This window comes from Thermoplasmatales archaeon, from assembly GCA_014361245.1.
Taxonomy (GTDB): Archaea; Thermoplasmatota; E2; order UBA202; family JdFR-43; genus JACIWB01.
The window spans coordinates 86206-109173 of the sequence record JACIWB010000001.1 but is presented as its reverse complement, the minus strand read 5'-3'; the positions used below and the strand labels follow the sequence as shown (position 1 = coordinate 109173).

The window sequence follows — 22968 nt, the reverse complement described above, 5'->3', positions numbered from 1 at the left end:
TGATTAAAATGGGATTTAAAACAATTATTTCAAAAGCATCTACAACAGGAAATTCATTAAGAACTACTATCCCAATTAGCATTGTAAAGCAATTTGGTTTAAAAGAAGGAGATGAGTTGGAATGGATATTAAAAGTTAAAAGTAATAAAATGATTATTGAGGTAAATCCTAGGAGGATTGAGGATGATTGAAAAACTAAAAATAAACTACCAAAGAACATGCAACTGCCCACCCAACTATATAAGCTGTATTAAGCCAAAAGATTGGGTCAAAGGTCAAGTAGCAATTTGGGAGTTCTATTACGAAAGGAGAGATATAAGAGATAAAAAAATCCATCCAGCAGTCTTTCCGATTGGATTACCAAAGAAATGTATTGAGCTTCTTACTCATAGAGGAGAGCTTGTTTTAGACCCTTTTGTAGGAATAGGAACAACACTAATTGCTGCGAGAGATTTAGATAGAAATGCGGTTGGCTTTGATTTAAAGAAAGATTACATTGATTTTGCTAAAAAGAGATTATCACAACAAAGATTAGTAGGAAACAGCCAACAAATCGCAATATGTGATGATGCTCATAATATCCCTCAATATTTAGAAGAAGAAACTGTTGCTCTTTCGGTTACATCCCCTCCATATGCTAATATGCTAAACAGACCGAGACTAAATAAAAGTTTAAGAGGAGATTTAAGAGAAAATGAATATTATCTTGAAGTTCAGCAATATTCTAATGACCCAAGAGATTTAGGAATCATGAAACCAAAAAAATACGCAAAAGTATTGGGGGAAATTTATAAAGGCATTTTACCTCTTCTTAAAACAAAAGCCCATAACATTATAAATGTAAATGATTTATGGTGGGAAAACAAAAGAATACCTATTCATATTTATGTGATAAAAGAGTTAGAAAAAGTAGGTTATGAGTTTAGAAACACTATTATATGGGATAGAAGAAACTTAGTAAATCAGGTTGGTATATTTGGCTACCCGAGTAACTATATCACTCTTGGAACAACCTTTGAATATATTTTGGATTTCTGGAAACCGCCCTATTAATTATATTATCCTTATTCTGTTTTTAAAACATCTGTCCAAATTATTTTTGAAAACTCTAAAAGCCGTTCCATGGTCGTGTGGTCGTCCATCAGGATATTGTCCTATTCTTATATCAACTAAAATAACTCCTTCCTTGAGCAATTCTTTGAAACCTTTGAAATCAAACCCACTTAACAGCCATGCTTCATTATACCAAAATTCCTCTTCACTACCTTTACCTCTTGCTTCTGCTTTAACGTACATTACTTGTGGTAATTTTCTTTCAAAACTATTTTTTAGTATATCATATTTCCAATATCCAAGAACTCTTTCCTCTTCGCTTTCTCTTTTAGCGATATTGTTAAAAAAATTTTGTAATCCTGGTTTTCCTCTCCCTTTTGTCACAAGCTCTATTCTATCTCTCTTAATGTCTATTTTAAAACCTACTCCTCCTCGAAGGGTGTTATATCTTACAGCATTTACAGTTGTTTCTAACCGTTTTCTACCTTTGCTATCTTTTGTAACATATCCAAATTCTTGAAGAAGTTTAGAATTTGTGCTTTTAGGCAAAGGTGGTTTAGTGAATAATGTAAGCATGCTTGATGTATTTTTTCTCGCTGATTTTAGTTCAATAAATTCGGCATTCGGACCTGGCACATTATTTTCTTTTATGCCTAACAAATCTTCTAAAGTTTTTCCAACACCAGTATCGCCTGCTCTATGTGTTTTAACAAATCCCTTTTCTTTAATCTTCTTTAATTTTTCCACTATTTCGTCAAATCCTTGCATAAAAAAAATTATCTTGTTATTTATAAATCCTACCATTTTGGATAACTTACAACATTCCAAGACTTTCTTACTTAATATATGTGCATTAATTGCATGAAATATGTTTCATAAATTATGAGTTATTAATTATTTTATAAATTTTAGTCCACAATCCTTATATACAACCGCATCGCTTATTTTTAATTAATGCAAATAACCTTAGATTTGATAAACCGCATTAGGGATGAAGTTTTATCTGGAAAGCCAAAAACACAAGTTTCTCGTGAATTGAAAATAAGTTACAGACTTGTGAAGCATTTTACAAAAGATATTCCAAGAAGGTATATTTACACAAAGGAAAAAGTGGAGCAAATAAGGAAAATGGTTCGTGAATTGGGCTGCAAGGCAGAGGTAGCAAGAAGACTTGGCATTCCTTATTGTATCGTGATAAAATATACTTCAGACATAAAAGTGAGGAACAAAACCTTGGGCGAGAGAACATGGGAAATGTTGAAGGAAATAATGGAGAAAGGATATGTTTTTACCAATGCAAAAAATCCATCTACAAAGGTTTACATTTTAAGAAAGCACTTTCCAAAGATACAATGGGTGAGGGTAAAGGGAAAAGGAATTGCTTTTATTCCTGAAAAGAAGGAGGAAGCAATGGAAGCATTATTGGAAAGGATAAATAAGAAAGTGTGGAGTTATCATGATTTGGCGAAAATAAGGAAGTTGTTTGATGTAAAGTGAACTATAGGAGTAGAAACTGCGACCAATAAGCAGCAGAAAACCATGAAGAAGGAGAATTTATAGTTATTTTATTGGGATAATCCCCCTCTTCTTTTATTCGCAAAATTATGGTACTCCGCTAATGCAAATAATATTTTCCTCGCCTGAACTCTAAGCACGCCCCTTGGAAAAAGTTCTTCATGCCATAGAAAGAGTGGAGAAAGTGATTTATAATATTGTTACGGAAGGAGAGGCGAGAGAATAAGCAAAATTTAAATTCAAAAAACAGTTGATATGTGGAAAGATGCATATGAGAATGCTTTGAAAAAGTAGCTAAAAATTATAATTGAAAAATAAAAAAGAAGAAAAATATTTAACACAATTCAGTAAACAATTTTTGATTTTTTTTATTTAATTCTCTAATTTTTTCTTCTACTTGCTTAATCATTAATTTCACCCCTTTAACTAAATTCGAGGTAATCGCTGTTATATAAAGTTGAACTGCTACTCTATCAATTCCTCTATATTTTGCTTTTTTGACACCCAACTTCTCCAAAAATGCAAATAGATTTTCAATAAGCAATCTAATATTATCTTTCCAGTTCATTCCCATCCCCTCATAGAACAGAAAGAAAATTAGTTTGTAATTTTTTCTTTTATTCTACAAGACCAACTGCACCGAAAACTTTATAAATAATTTTATGTATTAATAATTAATGGGTGGATAGATGAGGGGGAGATAATGTGAAAAGTAAAATATGGGGAGTATTGATATGTTTACTGCTGATGATTATTTACAACAGCACCATAAACGTAAATACAGAGAATAATCATGGAAGATTTTTTATAGGTATATCTAATGCAAGTAATAGTAGTGACTTATCAGAAGATACTTTGTATCCTCCCTGGGATGGTTGGAACTCGGACAGGAATATTGGAGGTGCGGTAGGGTGGGATCTAGGATGGGAAGAAGGCACACTAAACGATGTAAGAATTGTTACCAACTGTGCATCAGCTGTTGTTGGTGTGCTGAGTGGTTATCAGGCATGTTGGAATGTAGTGAATTGGTATCCGACTGATAATGATTATGTTACGTTTACATTCGATTATGATTACTCTGGCTGGGTAAACTTAGCTGGAGGGGGAACGGAGACTGTAGGAGTTTTTACGATAAAGGTATTTTTTAATATAATAGATACCGAAGCTAATGAAGTTTTGTTTGCATATGAACAAATTGTTGAGGCTATTAATGCTATGCCATTTAACTATTTTAATACAAACTATGATGGAAACGTACATATAAGTTCATCACCAGTTTATGTTGAAGAAGGAAAAAACATTAAAATTCAAGCTGGCATAATATGCTATCCGCTTGTTGCAGGTTATCTGGCAAGCTTTCAGTCTTGTGTTGCCGACACCGTGGGAAAATTGAATTATGTTTCAATACAACCAGATAACTCCAAATCTCCTCTTCTTCGAGTATCTCCAAATCCGCCAGATCATGATTTTGGGGATTGCCTAAAAGACCAATATTATGTTTTCAACTTTAGTGTTTGGAATGGGGGAATAGGTGTACTTTATTTTAAAACTAGCGATGACAGTGATTGGATGAGTGTATTCCCTCCATATGCACCAGCGCCACGCTCTTTTGTTTGGCCTGGGGCTGTTGTAGTGAATACATCGAGGTTAGGATATGGATTACATGAAGGGAATATCTATATAAACTCTAGTTACGGTAACAAAACAGGTAAAATCCGAATCAACATTATCAATTCTCCTCCGGGCATACCCCTTCCACCTACTGGGCCAACAGAAGTACATACAAATCAGGAATATGAGTATTCAGCTACAGCCTATGATTATGAAGGAGATACTGTTAAATATTTGTTTGACTGGGGAGATGGAACCGATAGTGGTTGGACAGAAAAATGTGATCAAGGAGTGCCAAAAACTCTTACTCATCAATGGACCAATATAGGAACTTACACTATCAAGGTTAAAGCAAAAGATGCGTATGGCGAAAGTGACTGGTCCTCTGGATTAAACGTTACAGTGATTGAAAAAAGGAATCCGCCAACAGCTGATGCCGGGGGACCTTACTATGGATATATCAATCAATATGTTCATTTTAACGGGGCAAAAAGCCATGATAATGATGAAAACGGGTGCTGCATTGATCGGTATGATTGGATGTTCTATGATGGTGATAATTGGCATAATGACATAGGTGATAAACCCACATATAAATATACTCAGATAGGCAGGTATACTGTTAAATTGCGCGTGTATGATAATGAAGGAGATTATGATATAGATTCAACCACTGTTTCAATAGATTATCCTCCTATGGGTGTTCATATAGAGGGTCCTGAAAAAATAAAAGTCGGTCAAACAGTAACTTTAAAGGCAGTTGCATATGGGGGTAAACCACCATATATTTATAGATGGAACTTTAACCACCTTCTTAATCCAGACGGATGGGATACAGATTGGTTAGAAAACAACACTATTAAAGTTTCCTATGAAACACCTGGCATTCGGGAAATTTGCGTTGCAGTAAAGGATAGTAGAGGAGAGACTGTACTGGGCTATTTAGAGATGACTGTACCCTACTATTATTGGGGGGGGTCAGTCTATTTTATAGTTAAGTTATTTACTGAGTATTTCAACCTCAATTTACCTGCTGTTCTGGAGTATTATTATCTATTGCAGCAATCACAATACTTCCGAATCCTAACACAGATTTCGCATGTAACAGATCAAAATTATGATTTTTGCAGTTAACTTGTCTGCCAGTAAAATTTTTCAGAGTTGCCTTATAATCATGTTTGCTCCACTCTGATAAATCGCTCTCCTCGATTTCATAAATAATTCGCTCAATATCTTCTTTGTTTGCCTCATAAAAATCCTTTTTTAACATCCCAGAGATTTTTGTAAGAGTATAGATGTATTTTGTTATTCTTAACTTTCCTATCCCTTCAGCCATGCATGACTTGGCAAATTTTTCTATGTGTTTTTTGTTTCCATCCAGGATAGAAGAGGCGTTAAGATGTTTAAGTGCATATTCATACCTTCTCTTTGGGTTATGCACTTTCTCCTTTTTAACTCTCCTACTCATCACCAAGTAAATGCGTTTGGGGTTTTAAACCCTCATATAGTAAGCCCCCTCCGGGGAGCCATCATGAATCTTGTCGAGGTATTAAATTATTACCGTTTTTTCCTTGGCGTTTTTGTTTGCTAAAACATCCCTCGTTTAAAAATTCTCAACCCAATTTATATCTGTTGAGATGGTCATTCCTTGGCGAAAAATGACATTCGGAACAACTGTAAATTGGGCATGTAGAATAAATAAAGATAAATTCCTGCTATTTTTGCCTTTAATCATTTTTGCTTATTTCTTAAAGTTAATTTTTTAAATTACTTTATTGCACAAAGTAATCATGTTCATGAGAGTAACAGCAATTCCAGTAAGAGTAATTGCTCTTATGTTTTCTCCAAATATTGTTTTCAATCTTGAAAAAACATATTCTTTGTTAAATCTTTCTCTATAATTTCTGCCCATTTTTCATATCCTATTATACAATTTAACTTCTTCTGCAAATTCTTTACTTCCCCTACATTTAGCTAAAGCATTTTTCTTAGGAGGGGAATGAAATATTATTCCCTTCTTTTCAGCAATATTATAATTCTTTCTTGAAAAATATGCTTTATCTCCATAAATTGTAGAGCCAGCGGGTATATGCTCTATAAAATCTTCAAAAAGAGAGGAATCATTTACATCTCCTTCAGTTATGGCAAAAGCTACTATTTCTCCTTTGCTATTGCATAATTTATGGAGCTTATACCATTTTCTAGTGTTTTTTTCCTTAAATTTTATTGTCTTCCAATTTCCTTTTCTTATTATTGAAAAACCTGTTGAATCTATGAAAATTTTTTCCAAACAAGGAGTTAATCAAGCCTGCTAATTCGCGATAGGGTAAAAATGTGTAGAAAGCTGAGGCCATTGAAATTAAAGAAGCAGGTATTTTATATTGTGCTCCTCTTTTCCCTTTATTCATCTCTTCCAATTCTTTTTTCCATTTTTCCTCATCTATTTTTAGAGCATTGCATGCTCCCTCTACCATTTCTTTTCCAAATTCAATTAATCTTTTATCTGTTTCTTTCCAGTTCATCCCATTCCCTCCTTTTAAAATAAATAAAGAAATTTAATCTTTTTCTTTTGTTCTACGGACCCCATCAAATTCAGCAGTCCATATAAAAATTATAATCCACTGATGTTATTTCCGTCATGTATTCATTCCATTCTCTCCTTTTTCTCTCAATTATAGCATCAGATGCCTCTCCAATCGCTTTCCTTATAATATCATCTTTCTCAAATTCTTCTATTGCTTCAAGAAGTGTTGATGGTAGTTTTTTTATTCTCTTCCTCTTGATTTCTCTATCATCCATTTTATATATATTTTCCTCAACTGGTTCATATTCAATTTTATTTCTTATCCCATCTATTCCAGCATATAAGACCGCTGAAAAAAATAGATAGGGATTTGCAGATGGGTCACCATTCCTTATCTCTATATCAACCTCCTTTTTTGCAGGTATCCTTATCAAACTGCTTCTATTGTATCTAGCCCACGCCACATAAACAGGCGCCTCAAAATTTGGAACAAGTCTTTTATAGGAATTTACTGTTGGATTGGATAAGAGAGAGATACCTCTTGCATGATGCAGTATTCCTCCTATAAAAAATCTCGCAATTTTACTCAATCCATATTCATCATTCTTATCATAAAAAACATTTTTTCCGTTTTTATAAAATGAAATATGAATATGCATTCCGCTCCCCGCATCATCAGAAAATGGCTTTGGCATAAAAGTGATTTTTATTCCATATTTTTTTGCAATTTCCCTAGAAATGTATTTAAAATATATACAGAAATCTGCTGAAGAAACTGCATTCATCTCACTTACCTCAATTTCATGCTGATTTGAACCTGTTTCATGGTGGTGATATTTAACATTGTAGCCACTCTGAATTAAAACATCAGATAAATCTTTCCTGAAATTTTTCATTTCATCAAAAGGAGGAGGAGCAAAATATCCTCCCTTTTTTGGTGTGTCCTGTCTCTCCTTAATAACATAAAATTCCATTTCGGGAGATATTTTTATTTCATATTCCTTAAGCTCTTTCAATGCTTTTTTGAGAATTCCTCTCGAATCAAAAGGAGATGGTTTAAGATCTGTATCATATATATCTGCCATAATTCTTGCCTCACCATTCTCATGTGGAAGGATAGAAAATGTTTCCTTATCTGGAATTAATATCATATCCGATTTCTCTACTTTGCTGATACCAACAGATGAACCATCAAAATTTATACCGTTTTCAAATATTTTTTCCTTGATAAATTTACTCGAAGGAATATGTAACACTCTTAGTTTTCCCATTAAATCAACAAAATGCAACTGCACCCATTTTATTTTACCACTCTTTATTTTATCCAATACGCTTTCCATCCCCAGATATATTGCTCCAAATATAAATCCTTTATGAAAAATTTAATTCCACACTTTTACCCCTTCCTTTGCAATAGATACAACAAATGCGTTACCGCCCATTTTATTTATATTCCTAACAATCTTTTCTGGCTCGTCCCCAATTGCTATTACGCTCCCGCCCCCGCCTGCGCCTGTGAGTTTTGCGCCATACGCGCCCGCTTTCTTTGCAATGGTTGTTAATTTTTCGATTTCTTTTGAGCTTGCCCCCATGGTATGTAGGATTTTCTGATTTTTGTTCATCAGTTCGCCGAGCTTGACATAATCATTTTTTTCGAGAGATTTTTTACCCTCTATAACTATATCTTCCAAGTCCTCCATCAATTCTTTTGCAAAGGATGATTGCCTTACAAACTTCTCTACTTTCCTAATAAGCAGAGGTGTTTTTGATTTTATACCAGTGCTTGCAATAACAAAATTCATCTGAGGGGCGTTTACAGAATGAACATACCATTTTTTACCCTCTTTCTCTATATCCCATAAAAAATTTTCTTCTTTTTTACATGAAACAAAAATTGCGCCTCCATTTGCGCATACCGAAGTATCGTTCGGGCTTGCTATTTTCTGAACTTCATATTCTACTTCAAAACTTTTTCTTGCAGTTTCAGAAATGCTGAAATTTTCATTCATTGAGAGCAGTGATGCAACACAAGCGGTTGTTAATGCCGATGATGAGCCGAGCCCGCTTGCTGATGGAATTTGAGAAAAAGTTGAAATTGATATATTTCCTCCTTTCCATATTTTTTCTATGGCTTTTGATATGTAGGAATGCTTTTTTTCATTTAACGGCTCATTATTTACTTTCATTGATTCACTTTCTTCAATACTAACTGCAACTTTAAGGGAGATTGCAGCAGATAAGCATGGTTTGCCATATACAACTCCATGTTCCCCAAAAAGAATAATTTTTCCTGGAGAGATCGCAACCACCATTAATTTAATTATTTTTCTTTATTTAAAATATTTCGAAATTTGCAATTTTTCTTCATTTGTTAAAAATATAACAAAGCCAAAAATAACTATTCCTTCTTTTCCTCCAGCTTCAAAATAAACTTTTATTGGAAAAAGAACCGCAGAATTTCCTATTTTATTGCTGGTTTAGAAATCCTTATTATATATGCTTCCTTTATTCTTGTGATTTATCTCGGAAAAATATCACTTAAATACTGTGATGAATGCAATATCCCTATTTTAAAGGATAAATGCTCCTGTGGAAATATTGCAAAGGAAGTTAGACTCACGCCTCCGGGCGATGTGCGCCCTTCGTTTGATTTTGATAGAAAGATGATAAAGAAAAAAATTACTGAGGAATTTGGCGACTTTTATCTTCCAGAAAATACAATTTTAAATAGCATTCCTTCAATAGATAGAAGCGACGAAGTGATAATAGATGGCAGGGTTGCTGGAATTTTTTATTATGATATTTTCTGCAGAAAATTTTTTTTCCAGCCACGCCCATGGTATGCATCCCTACTTGAAGTAAATAAAGGGTATGTTATTGTGGATAAAGGAGCAGAAGATGCAATACTGAAAACATCAAATTTGATGTCTCCAGGCATAGTTGAAATTGACGGAGAAATAAGGAAAGGAGATGAAGTAATTATTTTTAATAAAGAAGGAGAGGTTATTGCAACTGGAAAAGCAAGAATGAATGCAGATGAAATGGAAAGAGGAATGGCGGTTAAGGTAAGATGGAGAGGAATTGAAAAGGCTGAGAGAAAGAAGGATAGAGGGTGGAAGGGAGTAATTGAAGAAAATGCAAATGTTATAGAAGAAATGGAAAGAAAAGCATTTTCATTTATTGAAAAAGTTGTTAAGGCCTACAATATGCCAAAAAGCGTATCATTCAGTGGAGGGAAGGATAGCTTGGCAACTCTCCTTTTAGTTATGGAAAGCGGGCATGAATTTCCAATGCTATTTATAGATACAGGCCTGGAATTTGAGGAAACAAAGAGGCATGTATATGAAGTTGCAGATAACTATGGAATTAATTTAATAGAGGAAAGTGCGAGCGATATATTCTGGGAATGCCTAGATTTTTTTGGTCCCCCAGCAAGGGATTATAGATGGTGCTGTAAGACATGCAAGTTAGGTGTTGCTGCAAAAACTATAAGAAAAAATTTTGGTTCAGGTGTTCTTTCTTTTATAGGACAGAGGAGATATGAATCTTTTGGAAGGGAAAAGCATGGTAGTATTTGGAAAAATCCATGGGTTGAAGGACAGATAGGGGCTTCTCCAATCCAGCAGTGGAGTGCAATGCATGTTTGGCTATATTTATTCAACAAAAAAGCGAAATGGAATAGGTTATACGAAGAGGGATTTAGCAGAATTGGTTGCTGGCTTTGCCCCGCATGTGATTTGGCGGAGTTTGAGATTAAAAAGCATGAAAAATGGAATGATTTCAACGAATTTCTAATAAATTTTTCAAAAAAGAATAATTTGCCAGAAGAATGGCTTAGTCTTGGCTTATGGAGATGGAGAAAAACACCAAAATGGGCTGGTAAATCATATGAAATAAAAATAGAAAGAGAATATAAAGTAGAAGGAAATGAAGAAAGGGTAAATAATTTTATGAGAATGCTGGGGGAAGAAAGAAATGAGGAAATAGTAAAAGATTTGATTTATAGAGCAATAAATTGCGTTGGCTGCGGCGTTTGCATTTCAAAATGCAAGCAAGGAGCAATCTATTTGAAAGATGGGAAGGCGTGGATAAATGACAAATGTATTCATTGCCTGGATTGCATGGAAGAATGCCCGGTAATTGTTTTCAGATAAAAAAGTTTTTTAGTAAGAATAATATTAAAAACAGGGCCTGTGGGGTAGCTTGGTATCCTACCAGCTTGGGGTGCTGGTGACCCGAGTTCAAATCTCGGCGGGCCCATTTCAAAACCCTAAAATATTTCTTTATAATTATCATTTAGCGGGCGTGGTCTAGGGGTTATGACTCGAGCTTCCCAAGCTCGTTGCCCGGGTTCAAATCCCGGCGCCCGCATACTTTTAACAAGATTATTTTCAAATTTTTCTATCTTTGATGAAAAACCTCAGCTTTTGGGATATTGACTCATTTTTTTCAAAAGGAATTATAACAAGCAATTTTTCATATTTATTGCATAAATTAATAATTTTTTTGACAATCGTATTTTCTCTTTCCTCCTCAAGCCTTTTAAATGATTTAATTGAATTCACCTCTTTATCCCACATAACAACGAATTCTTCTGCATTTTTTGCATTAAATTTCTTTTTTGCCAATCTTTTAATCTTTCTTGAATATCTTATCAATGAAAAAAGCGAAATATACTCAACAAATTTTTCCATGTATTCATCATCATTCATATCAACTGCATATAATGGAACTTTTTCCTTTTTTGAAATTTCATCAGCAAAGATTATATCCTGCGAAGGAATTGCAAGCTCTCCATATTTTGAAAGATGAAGAAGGTAATACTGGTATTCAGGCGGCATGCTCGCATTTTCTATCTTTTCTCCAATAAGCTTTAAATCTTCATCAGCAACAGTTATTGCAATGCAATCGGGTTTTATTTCATAAAATAACCTGCTTACTTTTTCTCCTTCCCCCGCAAGCCCTCGGATAACTGGCAATAGATAAACTTTTTTTCCATTAATTTCAATCATTTTCCTTTAACAATTTTGCTTTATTATACATTTCCTCGCATATCTTTTTATTTTTTTCAATTTCTTCTTTTCTTACTTCTCTAATCACTTTTCCTGGAATGCCTGCAACAAAAGAGTTTTCCTCTACACCCTCTTTGACAACACTCCCAGATGCAATTATACAATTATCCCCAATTTCCACTTCAAGCAAAATTGCTCCAATCCCAACCAGAACATTTTTTCCTATTCTGCTGCCATGAACAATTGAACCATGAGAAATTATGCTTCCTTCCCCTATATAAACTTCCTCTGGTGATTCAATAAATGATTTATCCAAAATCGCAGATTTCTTTCCAACAAATATTTTTTCGTCAGTTGCACGCAGCAGGGCATGAGGCCATATATTTGCAAAATCATCAATAAAAACATCTCCAATTATCAATGCGGTATCATCAACGATTGCTGAATTGCTTATTTTTGGATATTTTTCACCAAATTTTCTTATCATTTTTTATCATTTCCGCTATCTCGCTCGGGAAACGAGCAACCTTAACTCCCGCTTTTTTAAATGCCTCTATTTTTGAGTTTGCCGTTCCTTTACCCGCGGATATTATTGCTCCCGCATGCCCCATCCTTTTGCCTTCCGGAGCTGTTCTTCCTGCTATATAGGCATAAACTGGCTTGCTAATCTTCTTTTCTATGAATTCCGCAGCTTCTTCTTCCGCAGTTCCTCCTATTTCGCCAACAAGCACAATAGCTTCTGTCTCTTCATCTCTTTCGAAGGCGTCAAGAGCATCAATAAAATTTGTTCCGGTTACTGGATCTCCCCCTAATCCAACACATGTTGATTGTCCTATTCCAGCCATGCTAAGCTCATTTACTATTTCATATGTGAGTGTGCCCGAGCGGGAAGCAACCCCAACATTTCCCCCCTTGAAAATATGATTTGGAAATATTCCAATTTTTGTTTTTCCTGGAGAAACTATTCCGGGGCAATTTGGACCAATTAAAGTAGCTTCCTTATATTTTGCATAATTCACAAATTTTATTGCATCATGAAATGGTATGTTTTCAGTTATTACAACAACAAGCTTTATATCATTATCAAGGGCTTCAATAACCGCATCACATGCATATGGAGCGGGAACAAAAATAATGCTTGCGTTTGGCCTCATTTCCATTGCATCTTCAACACTCTCATAAACTTGTACTCCTTCAATATTTGTCCCTCCCTTCCCAGGTGTCACGCCTGCAACTATTTTTGTTCCAAATTCCCTCATTGCTTTTGTATGAAACTTTCCCTGATGTCCTGTTATTCCCTGAACAAGCAATCTAATTTTTTCATCAGCCCATATTGCCATTTAAATCACCTCAACCGCTTTTTTTGCAGCTTCTTCAAGAGAGTTTGCGGTTATAACATAATCTTTAAGCATTTTCTTTGCTTCCTCTTCATTAATTCCCTTAATTCTCGCCACAACCGGCTGGCTGATATTCCTCTCTTTCATGAACTCGACAATTCCTTTTGCAACAGTATCACATTTCGTTATCCCTCCAAATAAATTTATCAATATTACTTTTTGATTTGCCTTTGCCATCAATTCAAATGCTTGCTTTACCTTTTCTACATCATCGGTTCCTCCCAAATCAAGGAATACACCTCCCTTTCCATTGAATTCATTAAGTGCATCAAGAGTTGCCATCGTCAAGCCAGCCCCATTTGCAATCACCCCTATGTTTCCATCAAGCTGAACAAATGCAATATTCTTTTCCCTCGCCTCTTTTTCAAGAGAGGAGAGTTCAACAAATTCATTTGGAAGTTCTTCATGGCGGTAAATTGCATTGTTATCAACAATTATTTTTGCATCTCCCGCTATTGCCCTGCCATTAGAAATTATCAGAGGATTTATTTCAGCAAGCTCACAGTCCTTTTCAATAAAAAGCCTGAATAGGTTTTTGGCAATTCCCCTCGCTTCCTGAGGAATTTTTCTGAGATGATAGTTTTGCAAGCCAACAAGTGGATTTACATACATTTTTTTAACCTTCTCAGCAATGCTCTCAATTTCAACCCCTCCCTCACTGCAGAACATCATAAGATATTGCTTACTGCTTCTATCAATAAAAAAACTCAGATAATACTCCTTATCTATGCCTATTTTCTCCTCGACAAGAATTTTCCTTACTTTCTCCCCTTTCACACCCTTAACAACCATTTCATCAAAAATTCTCTCCGCCTCTTCAACGCTTTCAGCAATTTTTATTCCGCCCGCCTTCCCGCGCCCGCCGACAAGCACTTGTGCCTTCAAAACCCATGGGAGAGGATTGCTTATTTTTTTAAAATCATCCTTTTTTTCAATAACTTCTCCTTTTGGCACTGGAATTCCATAGCTTTTAAAAAGTTCTTTTCCCTGGTATTCGAGCAATTTCATAGAAGGAAATCATGCCCAATTTTTATATTTTGTTATTGCTACTGTTTGCCCTGCTTTTATTCTTTTTCCTTTTTCTACGACTATTTTGCAATTTTCTGGAAGAATTAATTCAACTCTTGAGCCAAATCTTATTATTCCTATTTTTTCTCCTTTCTTCAAATAATCCCCTTCCTTTACATATGTTAAAATTCTCCTTGCAAAAAATCCAGCGATCTGAATAATTTTTATTTTTCCAATATCGCTATCTATCTCAATCTCTACTCTATAATTTTTTTCTATTTTTCCAAAAGCTGGTTTATAATCTCCTCTGTAGCGTATAATTTTCAATATTTTTCCATCATATGGCATTAAATTTACATGCATATCAAAAAGGTTCATAAAAATTGATATTTTTCCGTTTCTTTCAACTATTCTCCCATCCGCTGGAGAAACTATTTCATCCTGAATTTCTCTTTTTAAATCTCTGAAGAAAAAAATGAAAAAAATCTGCAAAATGAGAAAGACGAGGAAAATAAATTTAAGGTAGGGATAAAATTTTGAGAGTATGAGAAATGCTATCAGGAAAGGAAGAGGAAGAAAAGCTATATGCAAGCATTTTTTTGCTATCATTTTCTCTTTGTCAAATCAAATAAAGCAGATATATTATTATATATTTCTGGAACCATTTCAAAAGTTATGAATGCAAGCACTATAAGAGCAATTAATGAGCCAATTTTTCCGATTACATTGTGCATTATGTAAAAGTCAATACCAAGAATTTCCATTCCATATATCACGCCAGCATTTCTGATCAGGTTTAGAATATATATTGTTATAACAGTTATTAAAAGACCCTTAATCCTTTTTATATAATCGGAATTAACCGCTCCAAAAACACCAACAAAAACAGCCATTGATTGCAACCCAGTGCATGCAAGAATAAGTTGCACGCTTTCATGCCCGTTGAAATATATTGGAACAACAGTATTTATCCCATATATTACATTTCCAGTAGTAACATTATATCCAAAAAAATTCATTATCGAAGCAGTTTGCTCCGCAACAATCTTTATAAGTAAGCCAGCCAAAAAATCCACTTTTTCAAAAATAAAATATAGCAAGCCAGCAACAAAGGTGGCGCCCGCGAGAAAGTTTAAGCTTGCTAAATTTTCCTCCTTTTTGTAGGAAAGCCATTCATGGTAAGAGATATAGGAAAGAAAATATACACCGGCGATGCAGAAAAGAGCATTTACTATATCTCCTTCCCCTTTATAGTATAAAATTTCTGGCTGTGTTGCCCAGTAAATTGCGAAAAGCATCCATCCATAGCATAGCATCACATGTTTTGTTTTCTCTTTAATAAAATATCCAGCTCCTATTATAAACAATGAAAGGAAAAGGAAAGGAGTAGTAGCTATGTTTATTTTTTCAATGCTTTCATTAATTACCAGAAAATGGCCTAAAATTATTGCAATTGTTGGAGGAATAAAAAATAGAGATTGTCTCATTTTATGTCTTCCATAAGTTTTTCTATTTTCATTTCCGCCATCTGAATTTTTTCCCTGCATAACTTGCAGAGCTTTATCCCTTCTTCAAATTTTGATATTGTTTCTTCAAGAGGTAGCTCTCCTTTTTCAAGTTCTTCTATTATCTCATCAAGCTTTTTCAATGCTTCTTCAAATCCAATTTCTTTTTCTCCTTCGCAATGCATTTTGCATCACCATCCTTAACGACTATTCTTAATTCCTCTCCTATATCAATATTATCTACACTGCTTACAACTTTATTATCTTTCTTAAAGCATATACTATATCCTCTATTTAAAATATTATACGGGCTCATTGCATTTAATATTTCAAATCTGATATTTATCATATTTTTCATATTTTCAATATATCTTTTTGAAAGTTCCTCCATCCTTTCAATTTTATATTTCAAATCTTCAATTTTTCCAAGAATAAGCTCATCTGCATGGAGAAATGTCTTCCTTTTCATAACCCCTTCAATAATTCTCCTATATAAATTTATTTTTTCTTCAACAATCTTTACAAGCCTTTTTTCAAACATATGAAGCAAGGAAATAATTTCTTCCCTATTCGGCACAGCCATTTCAGCAGCAGCAGAAGGGGTGCTAGCCCGCTTATCAGCAACAAAGTCCGCTATTGTGAAATCTGTTTCATGGCCTACCGCAGATATTACTGGAATTTGTGAGTTAAAAATCGCCCTCGCGACCTTTTCTTCATTAAACGCCTGCAAATCCTCCCAGCTGCCGCCGCCCCTTGCGAGAATTATCAAATCCACATCCTTTCTTTTATTAAGCTCATTTATTGCATTGACTATTTCATCCTCGCATCCCTCGCCCTGCACCCTCACGGGCGCAATTAAAATATTTGTTGGGAATCTCCTTGAAATTATATTTAGCATGTCATGTAAAACTGCTCCATCTGGGGATGTTACTATTGCAATCTTTGAGGGAATTTTTGGAATTTCTTTTTTAAATTTTTCATCAAATAAGCCCTCTTTCTTTAACTTTTCCTTCAGTTCAATGAATTTTATGAATAACTCACCTATACCATGAGTTTTTATTTCCTTAACATATAACTGATAATACCCCTTTTTTTCATATATCCCTATATCTCCCTTTACAATAACCTTCATTCCATTCTTCAAATTTTCTTTATTGGGGCTGAAATAAACACATCTGAGCAATGCTTCTTCATCCTTTAAATCAAAATATGAGATGCCAACAACCTCCTTAAAATTTGATATCTCTCCTTCAACCCATATATCATTTAAATTTGCGTTTTCAATTGCATCTCTTATAAATGATACAACTTCCCTTACTCTCAATATCTTGCGAAGCATTCAAAACAATTTCATTTTGGATATTTAAGCATTTTCAAAGCGGGAGAAAAAATAAAATATTAACGCATCTTTAGAAATGTGAAAGTTTATATTGAAACATATGGATGCGCATTAAATCAGGGAGATGCTTCAATAATGCAAGGGATAATTGAGGGAAGAGGGCATGAAATTGTTAATGATGCAAGCATTGCAGACGCTATAATAATTGTTACATGCACGGTGATAGATACAACCCAGCAAAGAATGCTCAGTAGAATAAGAAAATTCAAAGAAAAATATAATGGCAAAAAAATTGTAGTTGCGGGTTGCATGGCGTCCGCGCAGCCGGGTTTGGTTAAAAAAGTTGCGGATGATGCAATCCTGCTTTCTCCTCTTGAAGTAATTTCAATTGTGGATGCTATTGAAGGAAGGAAAACATATGCTGGAATAAAAGCAGGAATTGAAAGAAAAATTGATATCAGCATGAATATCCCGATTTCTGATGGTTGCATTTATGGATGCTCATACTGCATAACAAAAAAGGCAAGAGGAAATTTGATTTCATATCCTATGGATTTGCTTTATGAGGATATAAAAAAGGCAATTTCAAAAGGTTGCAGGGAAATAAGATTAACATCCCAGGATACTGCCTCCTATCCAAATCTTCCTAAATTGATAGAAAAAGTTGCGAGCATAGAAGAAGATTTCAGAATAAGGATTGGAATGATGCATCCTCTTTCTGCTTATAAAATTTTAGATGAAATAATTGAAGCATTTAAAAATGAGAAGGTTTATAAATTTCTCCATTTACCATTGCAATCAGCCAGCGAAAAAATTCTTGAAAGAATGAAAAGAGGATATGATATTGATATTTTCTCAGAAATTGTCGAAGCATTTAGAAAAGAATTTGACATTACACTTGCAACTGACATAATAGTAGCATTCCCTGGCGAAAGCGATGAGGATTTCAACGAAACAATTGAAGCAATAAAAAAAATCGAGCCGGATGTAACAAATGTAACCCGCTTCTCCCCCCGCCCGCACACGCCCTGCTGGGGCATGAAGCGCATTCCTACTGAAATTGCGAAGGAGCGCTCAAGGATTGCATCAAAGATTGTAAATGAAATTTCTCTCAAAAGGAATAAAAGATGGATAGGGAGAAAAACTCGTGTGCTCGTGCTTAATGAATATAAAGGCTGGAGGGTTGGGAAAAATGATTTCTATAAATCTGTTTTTTTGAAAAAAGCTGAAATAGGGAAGTTCTTGGATGTTAAAATTTTTGATGCAAAAATAACTCATTTAGAAGGAGAGCCAATATAGGATTAAAATATACTGCTCTGATATATGGCGCGCTAATTGCAAGAGGGTCTGACCATTCACTTTCAAAGCCATTTTCATCTCTTGCTCTCACCCTTATTTCATAACTGCCTCTTTTATCCCATTTATGTGAAATAATGGCTTTTTCTCCTGAATTATAAAAACCCGTCCATTCATCCACTATGGCATCGCTGTTCCAATCCCATCCATATTGCAATTTATCATTATCTGGATCAATTGAATAGGTTTCATATTCATAACTTTTCCTTATTCTTACTCTTTCTTTGCCAGAAGGCCTTTCGGGTTTCTCAGGAACTCCTGGCTGGTGATATGTGGAAGAAACCAATTCCACAGAAAAATTTAGATGTTCTTCATCAGTAAGAAGCATCTTAATAATATTCTTTGCTGTGGGGGAGAAATAAACATTTGCTATATAGTAAAAAGCATAAAAACCGCCTATTGAAAATAAATGATAGCTCTCATAGGTGCCAGCCTTAACAGTTAGATATTCATGAGATTTGCACTCCACTGCCTGCAAGCCAACCGGCAATTCAAGAGGGAAAAATTCATCAATTGCATTTAATATTTCATCAACAACTTCATCCATATCGCTTGGCAAAACTTTTTTCATAAGCTCTGCCATTGTTTCAATGAAATCAATCAGATCCTCTCCCAATTCTATTTTCATTATTGAAGGAAGAGTATACCAAATTGAGCCTTCAGAAATAGGAAATGAGATGAAAGAATATGGTGGTGTAAAGGTTATTATCATACTGGCGCTGAATGGCAGGGGGACAGGGGCAACAGATATAATTAAAAAACCTGTAATATTAATGTGGAATTTATTTAAACCAAGATTGGATTTTTCAAAGTGGGCATAACCTGAAACACGAGCATTTTTTAAAGATGCGGTTATATTTATCCCGCCTTCAACATTTGCAACCAATTTTAATTCAATACTCCCGTTAAAATCTAAATAATAAATATCTTCATCTTCTGAAGCCACATTAAAATTTAATTCACTTAACTTTCCAGTAATGTTTAAAAATAAAGGAGATTCTTCTATTTCATATGAAAATTCTCCATCAAATATCCATCTATCTCCTTTACTCCATGCTGGCACATCATTAGTTTTGCTATTTCCAAATGATGAATTAAAAGAGGAAAATAGAATAATTGCACAAATAACGAATACATTTCTCCTCTTCATTTTAATTACCAAAAACATAATGAATAAAAGTTTAAATATTTTTGGAATTAGAAAATTTTCTGTAAAGAGTATATTCATAATTGATAATTTCTCCATGCTCTTTGGTAAAATAGAAGAACGAAATAATTTAAGCACTTTACATGCCCATTTTTTTTCCAATAGCATTATATACATGAAGGTGTTATAGGCAAGGTGATAAATTGGAAGGAATAATTAAAAGATGGGTAACCTCTTACGGATTTATAGAGGTTGAAGGAAGAAAGGATGTTTTTGTGCATCAGTCGGATGTAAAAGGAAACCAGCCATTAAAGGTTGGACAGAAAGTAAAATTCGATATAAAGAAAGGGGATAAAGGAGAAAGAGCTGTAAATGTTGAGCTGATATAAAATTTTATATAGAACATTTTTTTATAGCAAGAAATGTTGCAAATAGATGAATGGATAGAAACAAAAAATTTTAACACAACAGCAGAAATAAGTATTCCGAAATTGCTTATAGACCAGGTAATAGGGCAGGATCATGTAGTAGAAGTTGTAAGACAGGCAGCAAGACAGAAAAGGCATGTGATGCTCATAGGCGAGCCTGGCACTGGCAAATCAATGCTGGCGAGGGCAATGACCGAATTTTTGCCAAAAGAAGAGCTTGAGGATATACTGGTATATCCAAATAAAGACGATGCAAACACTCCTCTTATAAGAGTTGTCCCTGCTGAAAAAGGGAAGGAAATTGTAGAAAAAATGAAGATTGAGGCGAGGAGGAGAGAGCAACAGCAGAGCCAGTTTGTTAACCTTATTGTATCATTCATAATCATTCTCTCAATATTCGGGGCGATATATTATGACATAACCCTTGCCTTTTTCGGGCTGATAGCAGCTGCAATGATTTATCTAATAGCTGGCAGAGGAAGCATTATTCAGCGAAGAGAGGAGGCAAACATACCAAAAATACTCGTCTCTCATACAAAAGATGACACCCCCCCATTCATTGATGCAACCGCCGCCCATTCCGGCGCCCTGCTCGGTGATGTGCGCCACGACCCTTTTCAGGCAGGGGGGCTTGAAACACCTCCTCACTTGAGGGTAGAGGCGGGAGCAATTCACAGGGCACATAAAGGAGTGCTTTATATTGATGAGATAAATACATTGAGCTTGCAATCACAGCAGCATTTGCTTACCGCAATCCAGGAGAAGAAGTTTTCTATAACTGGCCAGTCTGAAAGGAGTGCTGGAGCAATGGTTAAAACTGAGCCGGTTCCCTGTGATTTCATTCTGGTTTGTGCTGGAAATCTTGATGCAGTTGCGGGTATGCATCCCGCTTTAAGGAGCAGGATAAGGGGATATGGATACGAAGTTTATATGAATAATGTGATGGATGATAATGAAGAGAATAGAGAAAAACTTATAAGATTTGTTGCGCAGGAAGTAGCAAAGGATGGTAAAATTCCTCATTTTGACAAGAAGGCGGTTGCAGAGATAATAAGAGAGGCACAAAGAAGGGCTGGGCAAAAGGGAAAGCTCTCATTAAGGCTTCGTGAGCTAGGAGGGCTTATAAGAGTTGCGGGCGACATTGCAATAAAAGAAGGAAAAAATATTGTTACTCAGGAGCATGTAATCAAGGCAAAGGAAATTGCAAGAAGTCTTGAGCAACAGGTTGCGGACAGATATATAGAGAAGAAGAAAGCATACAAATATTTTGAGACAGATGGAGCAAAAATTGGCATAGTCAATGGGCTGGCTGTAATGTCTGCTGATCCGTCGATGAGTGAATACTCTGGCTTGATTCTTCCTATAGCTGCAGAAGTTACCCCAGCTGGCTCGCAGGCTGAAGGAAAAGTAGTTGCTACCGGCAAACTTGGGATAATAGCAAGAGAAGCAGTCCAGAATGTTTCTGCAATAATAAAGAAATATATTGGTGAGGATATATCGAAAAAAGATATTCATATCCAATTTATAGGAACATATGAAGGTGTGGAAGGAGATTCCGCTTCAATATCAGTTGCTACGGCTGTTATTTCTGCAATGGAAAGAGTTCCTGTAAGCCAGCAGGTTGCAATGACTGGTTCCTTAAGCATTCATGGAACAGTATTGCCTGTAGGAGGGGTAACTGCAAAAATTGAAGCGGCTGCAAAGGCTGGAATTAAAAAAGTTATAATACCAAAAGCAAATCTGCAGGATGTGCTAATTGAAGATAAATATAGGGATATGATTGAAATTATACCTGTTTCAACCCTTAAAGAAGTTCTGGAGCATGCACTTGTTGGAAAAAAGAAGAAAGAATTGATAAAGAAACTTGCTTCCTTTGAGTAGTTATTCAACCCATCCCGGCCCAACTTGAGCGTAAATTTTTACTACATTTAATACAAATTCTATTTCATTCAATTCAAACTTTCCAGAGTTCCAATCGTAATCATAATTAATTCCGCTTTCGTTAAATGTCTTATTCAAAAATCTGTTCCATGAATAATTATAATTGCTCACAATTTTTAATGTTATATTTCCAAAATATCTATAGGATTCAAAACTCGAATAATTTACCCTCACCAGATATGTGCCATAGCCCGCCGCCCCCGCCTTGCCCGGCACTGGTGTAATATTAATGAGCGTGAGATTAATACTTGAATTTGCTACCTCAATAGATGGGGAGAATAAGGTTGTGTTTCCATCATGCTGGCTTAAAAAAACGGCTCCTCCTTCATATATATAATTCTGGTCAACAAAGTAGGCATTGTCTGCCTGATATATTAAAGTTCCAAGAGAAAAAGAGCAATTTTCAGCTTCTTTATACCTCTCATAACTTATACTGAAAATACCATTTGAAACTGAAAATGTTGCGTTAAATGGCTTGGCTATATAGGGTAAAACCTTTGTTGAAAATGCATATTCTTCATCCATTAAGTTTATAAAAAATGTGCTTCCCTTGTCAATTCCTGAAAATATTGTCTGATTTAAAATTGTTGTATTTTCTTTTTTTACTGTAAGATTAATTCTGCAATAATCGTTGAAATCATCCACCTTTACAGATATTGATGAGTTATCTGAAAAGGAGATATTGTAATAGTCACCGATATTTAGCTTATTTATATTCAATTCAAGAGAACTTATTGAAATTATATTTGATATGCTTGTATTGCTGCATGATACATTTTCTTTTTCTTCATATTCATATCCATCTATCTCTAAAGAAAAATCGAAATTGCTCATACTGCTTGATAAAATCTGGATAGAGCCAAAAGAGCGGGAGGAAAGAAAATATGGTAATTCCTTGCTTCCAAGCGTTATCGAAGTTGTTAAAGGAGAGGAAATTTTTTCCATCGCTATTAAATCAACAGCATATTTTAAATTTGCAAATTGATTTGCAACAACATCCATATGCTCGGCTTCTCTTTCCTCCATCCATCTTGGCACATAGTAGAGCTGTATAACTGCAAGAACTGAAACTAATAAAACAACAAGCAATATTGCAACAACAATTCCAACCTGTCCCTTATCACGCATCATT

26 protein-coding genes and 2 tRNA genes are annotated in these 22968 nt (G+C 34.8%); 10 read left to right on the top strand and 18 right to left on the bottom strand.

The genetic code is table 11. The features are described from left to right. Nucleotides 1-8: 8 nt before the first annotated feature. Together H5T45_00560 and H5T45_00555 are read left to right on the top strand one after the other, a co-directional pair. Nucleotides 9-191, top strand: coding sequence for an AbrB/MazE/SpoVT family DNA-binding domain-containing protein (locus H5T45_00560; GenBank protein ID MBC7128211.1), 183 nt, complete (start codon nt 9-11; stop codon nt 189-191). Beyond that, nucleotides 184-1053, top strand: coding sequence for a site-specific DNA-methyltransferase (locus tag H5T45_00555; GenBank protein MBC7128210.1), 870 nt, complete (start codon nt 184-186; stop codon nt 1051-1053). The genes H5T45_00560 and H5T45_00555 overlap by 8 nt, the downstream gene beginning before the upstream one ends. Here H5T45_00555 and H5T45_00550 read toward each other — a convergent pair whose 3' ends face one another. Then, nucleotides 1054-1821, bottom strand: coding sequence for a glycosyl hydrolase (locus H5T45_00550; GenBank protein ID MBC7128209.1), 768 nt, complete (start codon nt 1819-1821; stop codon nt 1054-1056). It lies immediately after the preceding gene. Between the two features lie 186 nt (nt 1822-2007). On the opposite strand from H5T45_00550, the gene H5T45_00545 reads away from it, so the two are divergent. After that, complete coding sequence (locus H5T45_00545; GenBank protein ID MBC7128208.1) at nt 2008-2550, top strand: hypothetical protein; 543 nt, start codon at nt 2008-2010, stop codon at nt 2548-2550. 352 nt (nt 2551-2902) lie between these two features. Here the strand turns inward: H5T45_00545 and H5T45_00540 are convergent, their stop codons facing one another. Further along, a complete protein-coding gene (locus tag H5T45_00540) occupies nt 2903-3136 on the bottom strand; it encodes a hypothetical protein (GenBank protein ID MBC7128207.1) in 234 nt (77 codons plus the stop codon). Nucleotides 3137-3273: 137 nt separating this feature from the next. Between H5T45_00540 and H5T45_00535 the strand changes: the two genes are divergently transcribed. Further along, complete coding sequence (locus H5T45_00535; protein MBC7128206.1) at nt 3274-5313, top strand: PKD domain-containing protein; 2040 nt, start codon at nt 3274-3276, stop codon at nt 5311-5313. Here the strand turns inward: H5T45_00535 and H5T45_00530 are convergent. The 6 genes from H5T45_00530 to mvk form a co-directional block, all read right to left on the bottom strand. Continuing rightward, on the bottom strand, nt 5201-5647 hold the full coding sequence (locus tag H5T45_00530; GenBank protein ID MBC7128205.1) for a hypothetical protein: 447 nt from the start codon (nt 5645-5647) through the stop codon (nt 5201-5203). The two genes, H5T45_00535 and H5T45_00530, sit on opposite strands and share 113 nt — an antisense overlap. Before the next feature lie 294 nt (nt 5648-5941). Then, on the bottom strand, nt 5942-6091 hold the full coding sequence (locus H5T45_00525; GenBank protein MBC7128204.1) for a hypothetical protein: 150 nt from the start codon (nt 6089-6091) through the stop codon (nt 5942-5944). Between the two features lie 3 nt (nt 6092-6094). Continuing rightward, nucleotides 6095-6469 carry a transposase gene (locus H5T45_00520; protein MBC7128203.1) on the bottom strand — a complete coding sequence of 125 codons (375 nt, stop codon included), beginning with the start codon at nt 6467-6469 and terminating at the stop codon, nt 6095-6097. Continuing rightward, nucleotides 6396-6701, bottom strand: a complete 306-nt coding sequence (locus H5T45_00515) for a hypothetical protein (GenBank protein MBC7128202.1) — start codon at nt 6699-6701, stop codon at nt 6396-6398. Before H5T45_00515 ends, H5T45_00520 begins: the two co-directional genes overlap by 74 nt. A 70-nt stretch (nt 6702-6771) precedes the next feature. After that, entirely contained in the window at nt 6772-8043 is a 1272-nt protein-coding gene (locus H5T45_00510) for a glutamine synthetase (protein MBC7128201.1), read from the bottom strand. A gap of 42 nt (nt 8044-8085) precedes the next feature. After that, nucleotides 8086-9015, bottom strand: coding sequence for a mevalonate kinase (gene mvk / locus H5T45_00505; protein ID MBC7128200.1), 930 nt, complete (start codon nt 9013-9015; stop codon nt 8086-8088). A gap of 201 nt (nt 9016-9216) precedes the next feature. On the opposite strand from mvk, the gene H5T45_00500 reads away from it, so the two are divergent. The 3 genes from H5T45_00500 to H5T45_00490 all read left to right on the top strand — a co-directional run bounded on the left by H5T45_00500 (nt 9217) and on the right by H5T45_00490 (nt 11074). Continuing rightward, on the top strand, nt 9217-10857 hold the full coding sequence (locus H5T45_00500) for a phosphoadenosine phosphosulfate reductase family protein (GenBank protein ID MBC7128199.1): 1641 nt from the start codon (nt 9217-9219) through the stop codon (nt 10855-10857). A gap of 33 nt (nt 10858-10890) precedes the next feature. Then, nucleotides 10891-10963, top strand: a tRNA-Pro gene (locus H5T45_00495). 39 nt (nt 10964-11002) lie between these two features. After that, a tRNA-Gly gene (locus tag H5T45_00490) sits at nt 11003-11074 on the top strand. A 20-nt stretch (nt 11075-11094) separates the two neighbouring features. Here H5T45_00490 and H5T45_00485 read toward each other — a convergent pair. From H5T45_00485 to H5T45_00450, 8 genes are read right to left on the bottom strand one after another with little or no spacing between them, the layout of a single operon-like run. Beyond that, entirely contained in the window at nt 11095-11715 is a 621-nt protein-coding gene (locus H5T45_00485) for a hypothetical protein (protein MBC7128198.1), read from the bottom strand. Further along, a complete protein-coding gene (locus H5T45_00480; protein ID MBC7128197.1) occupies nt 11708-12202 on the bottom strand; it encodes a gamma carbonic anhydrase family protein in 495 nt (164 codons plus the stop codon). Before H5T45_00480 ends, H5T45_00485 begins: the two co-directional genes overlap by 8 nt. Then, nucleotides 12183-13055 carry a succinate--CoA ligase subunit alpha gene (sucD, locus tag H5T45_00475; protein MBC7128196.1) on the bottom strand — a complete coding sequence of 291 codons (873 nt, stop codon included), beginning with the start codon at nt 13053-13055 and terminating at the stop codon, nt 12183-12185. The genes H5T45_00480 and sucD overlap by 20 nt, the downstream gene beginning before the upstream one ends. Beyond that, complete coding sequence (locus H5T45_00470; GenBank protein MBC7128195.1) at nt 13056-14120, bottom strand: ADP-forming succinate--CoA ligase subunit beta; 1065 nt, start codon at nt 14118-14120, stop codon at nt 13056-13058. It lies immediately after the preceding gene. Nucleotides 14121-14129: 9 nt separating this feature from the next. Next, complete coding sequence (locus H5T45_00465; GenBank protein MBC7128194.1) at nt 14130-14729, bottom strand: phosphatidylserine decarboxylase; 600 nt, start codon at nt 14727-14729, stop codon at nt 14130-14132. After that, a complete protein-coding gene (artA, locus tag H5T45_00460) occupies nt 14726-15667 on the bottom strand; it encodes an archaeosortase A (GenBank protein ID MBC7128193.1) in 942 nt (313 codons plus the stop codon). The genes H5T45_00465 and artA overlap by 4 nt, the downstream gene beginning before the upstream one ends. After that, the gene (gene xseB, locus H5T45_00455; protein MBC7128192.1) at nt 15604-15810 is read right to left on the bottom strand and encodes an exodeoxyribonuclease VII small subunit; all 207 of its coding nucleotides are present in this window, start codon (nt 15808-15810) and stop codon (nt 15604-15606) included. Before xseB ends, artA begins: the two co-directional genes overlap by 64 nt. Beyond that, the gene (locus H5T45_00450; protein MBC7128191.1) at nt 15765-16964 is read right to left on the bottom strand and encodes an exodeoxyribonuclease VII large subunit; all 1200 of its coding nucleotides are present in this window, start codon (nt 16962-16964) and stop codon (nt 15765-15767) included. The genes xseB and H5T45_00450 overlap by 46 nt, the downstream gene beginning before the upstream one ends. 78 nt (nt 16965-17042) lie before the next feature. Here H5T45_00450 and H5T45_00445 point away from each other — a divergent pair, with 78 nt between their 5' ends. After that, complete coding sequence (locus H5T45_00445) at nt 17043-18263, top strand: tRNA (N(6)-L-threonylcarbamoyladenosine(37)-C(2))-methylthiotransferase (GenBank protein ID MBC7128190.1); 1221 nt, start codon at nt 17043-17045, stop codon at nt 18261-18263. On the opposite strand, the gene H5T45_00440 is transcribed toward H5T45_00445, so the two are convergent. After that, nucleotides 18214-19470, bottom strand: coding sequence for a hypothetical protein (locus H5T45_00440; GenBank protein ID MBC7128189.1), 1257 nt, complete (start codon nt 19468-19470; stop codon nt 18214-18216). The two genes, H5T45_00445 and H5T45_00440, sit on opposite strands and share 50 nt — an antisense overlap. Before the next feature lie 200 nt (nt 19471-19670). Here H5T45_00440 and H5T45_00435 point away from each other — a divergent pair, with 200 nt between their 5' ends. Continuing rightward, nucleotides 19671-19856 (top strand): cold shock domain-containing protein, encoded by a 186-nt coding sequence (locus H5T45_00435; GenBank protein MBC7128188.1) that lies wholly within the window; start codon nt 19671-19673, stop codon nt 19854-19856. A 33-nt stretch (nt 19857-19889) separates the two neighbouring features. Next, a complete protein-coding gene (gene lonB / locus H5T45_00430) occupies nt 19890-21776 on the top strand; it encodes an ATP-dependent protease LonB (GenBank protein MBC7128187.1) in 1887 nt (628 codons plus the stop codon). Here lonB and H5T45_00425 read toward each other — a convergent pair whose 3' ends face one another. After that, entirely contained in the window at nt 21777-22964 is a 1188-nt protein-coding gene (locus tag H5T45_00425; GenBank protein MBC7128186.1) for a hypothetical protein, read from the bottom strand. Nucleotides 22965-22968 lie beyond the last annotated feature (4 nt).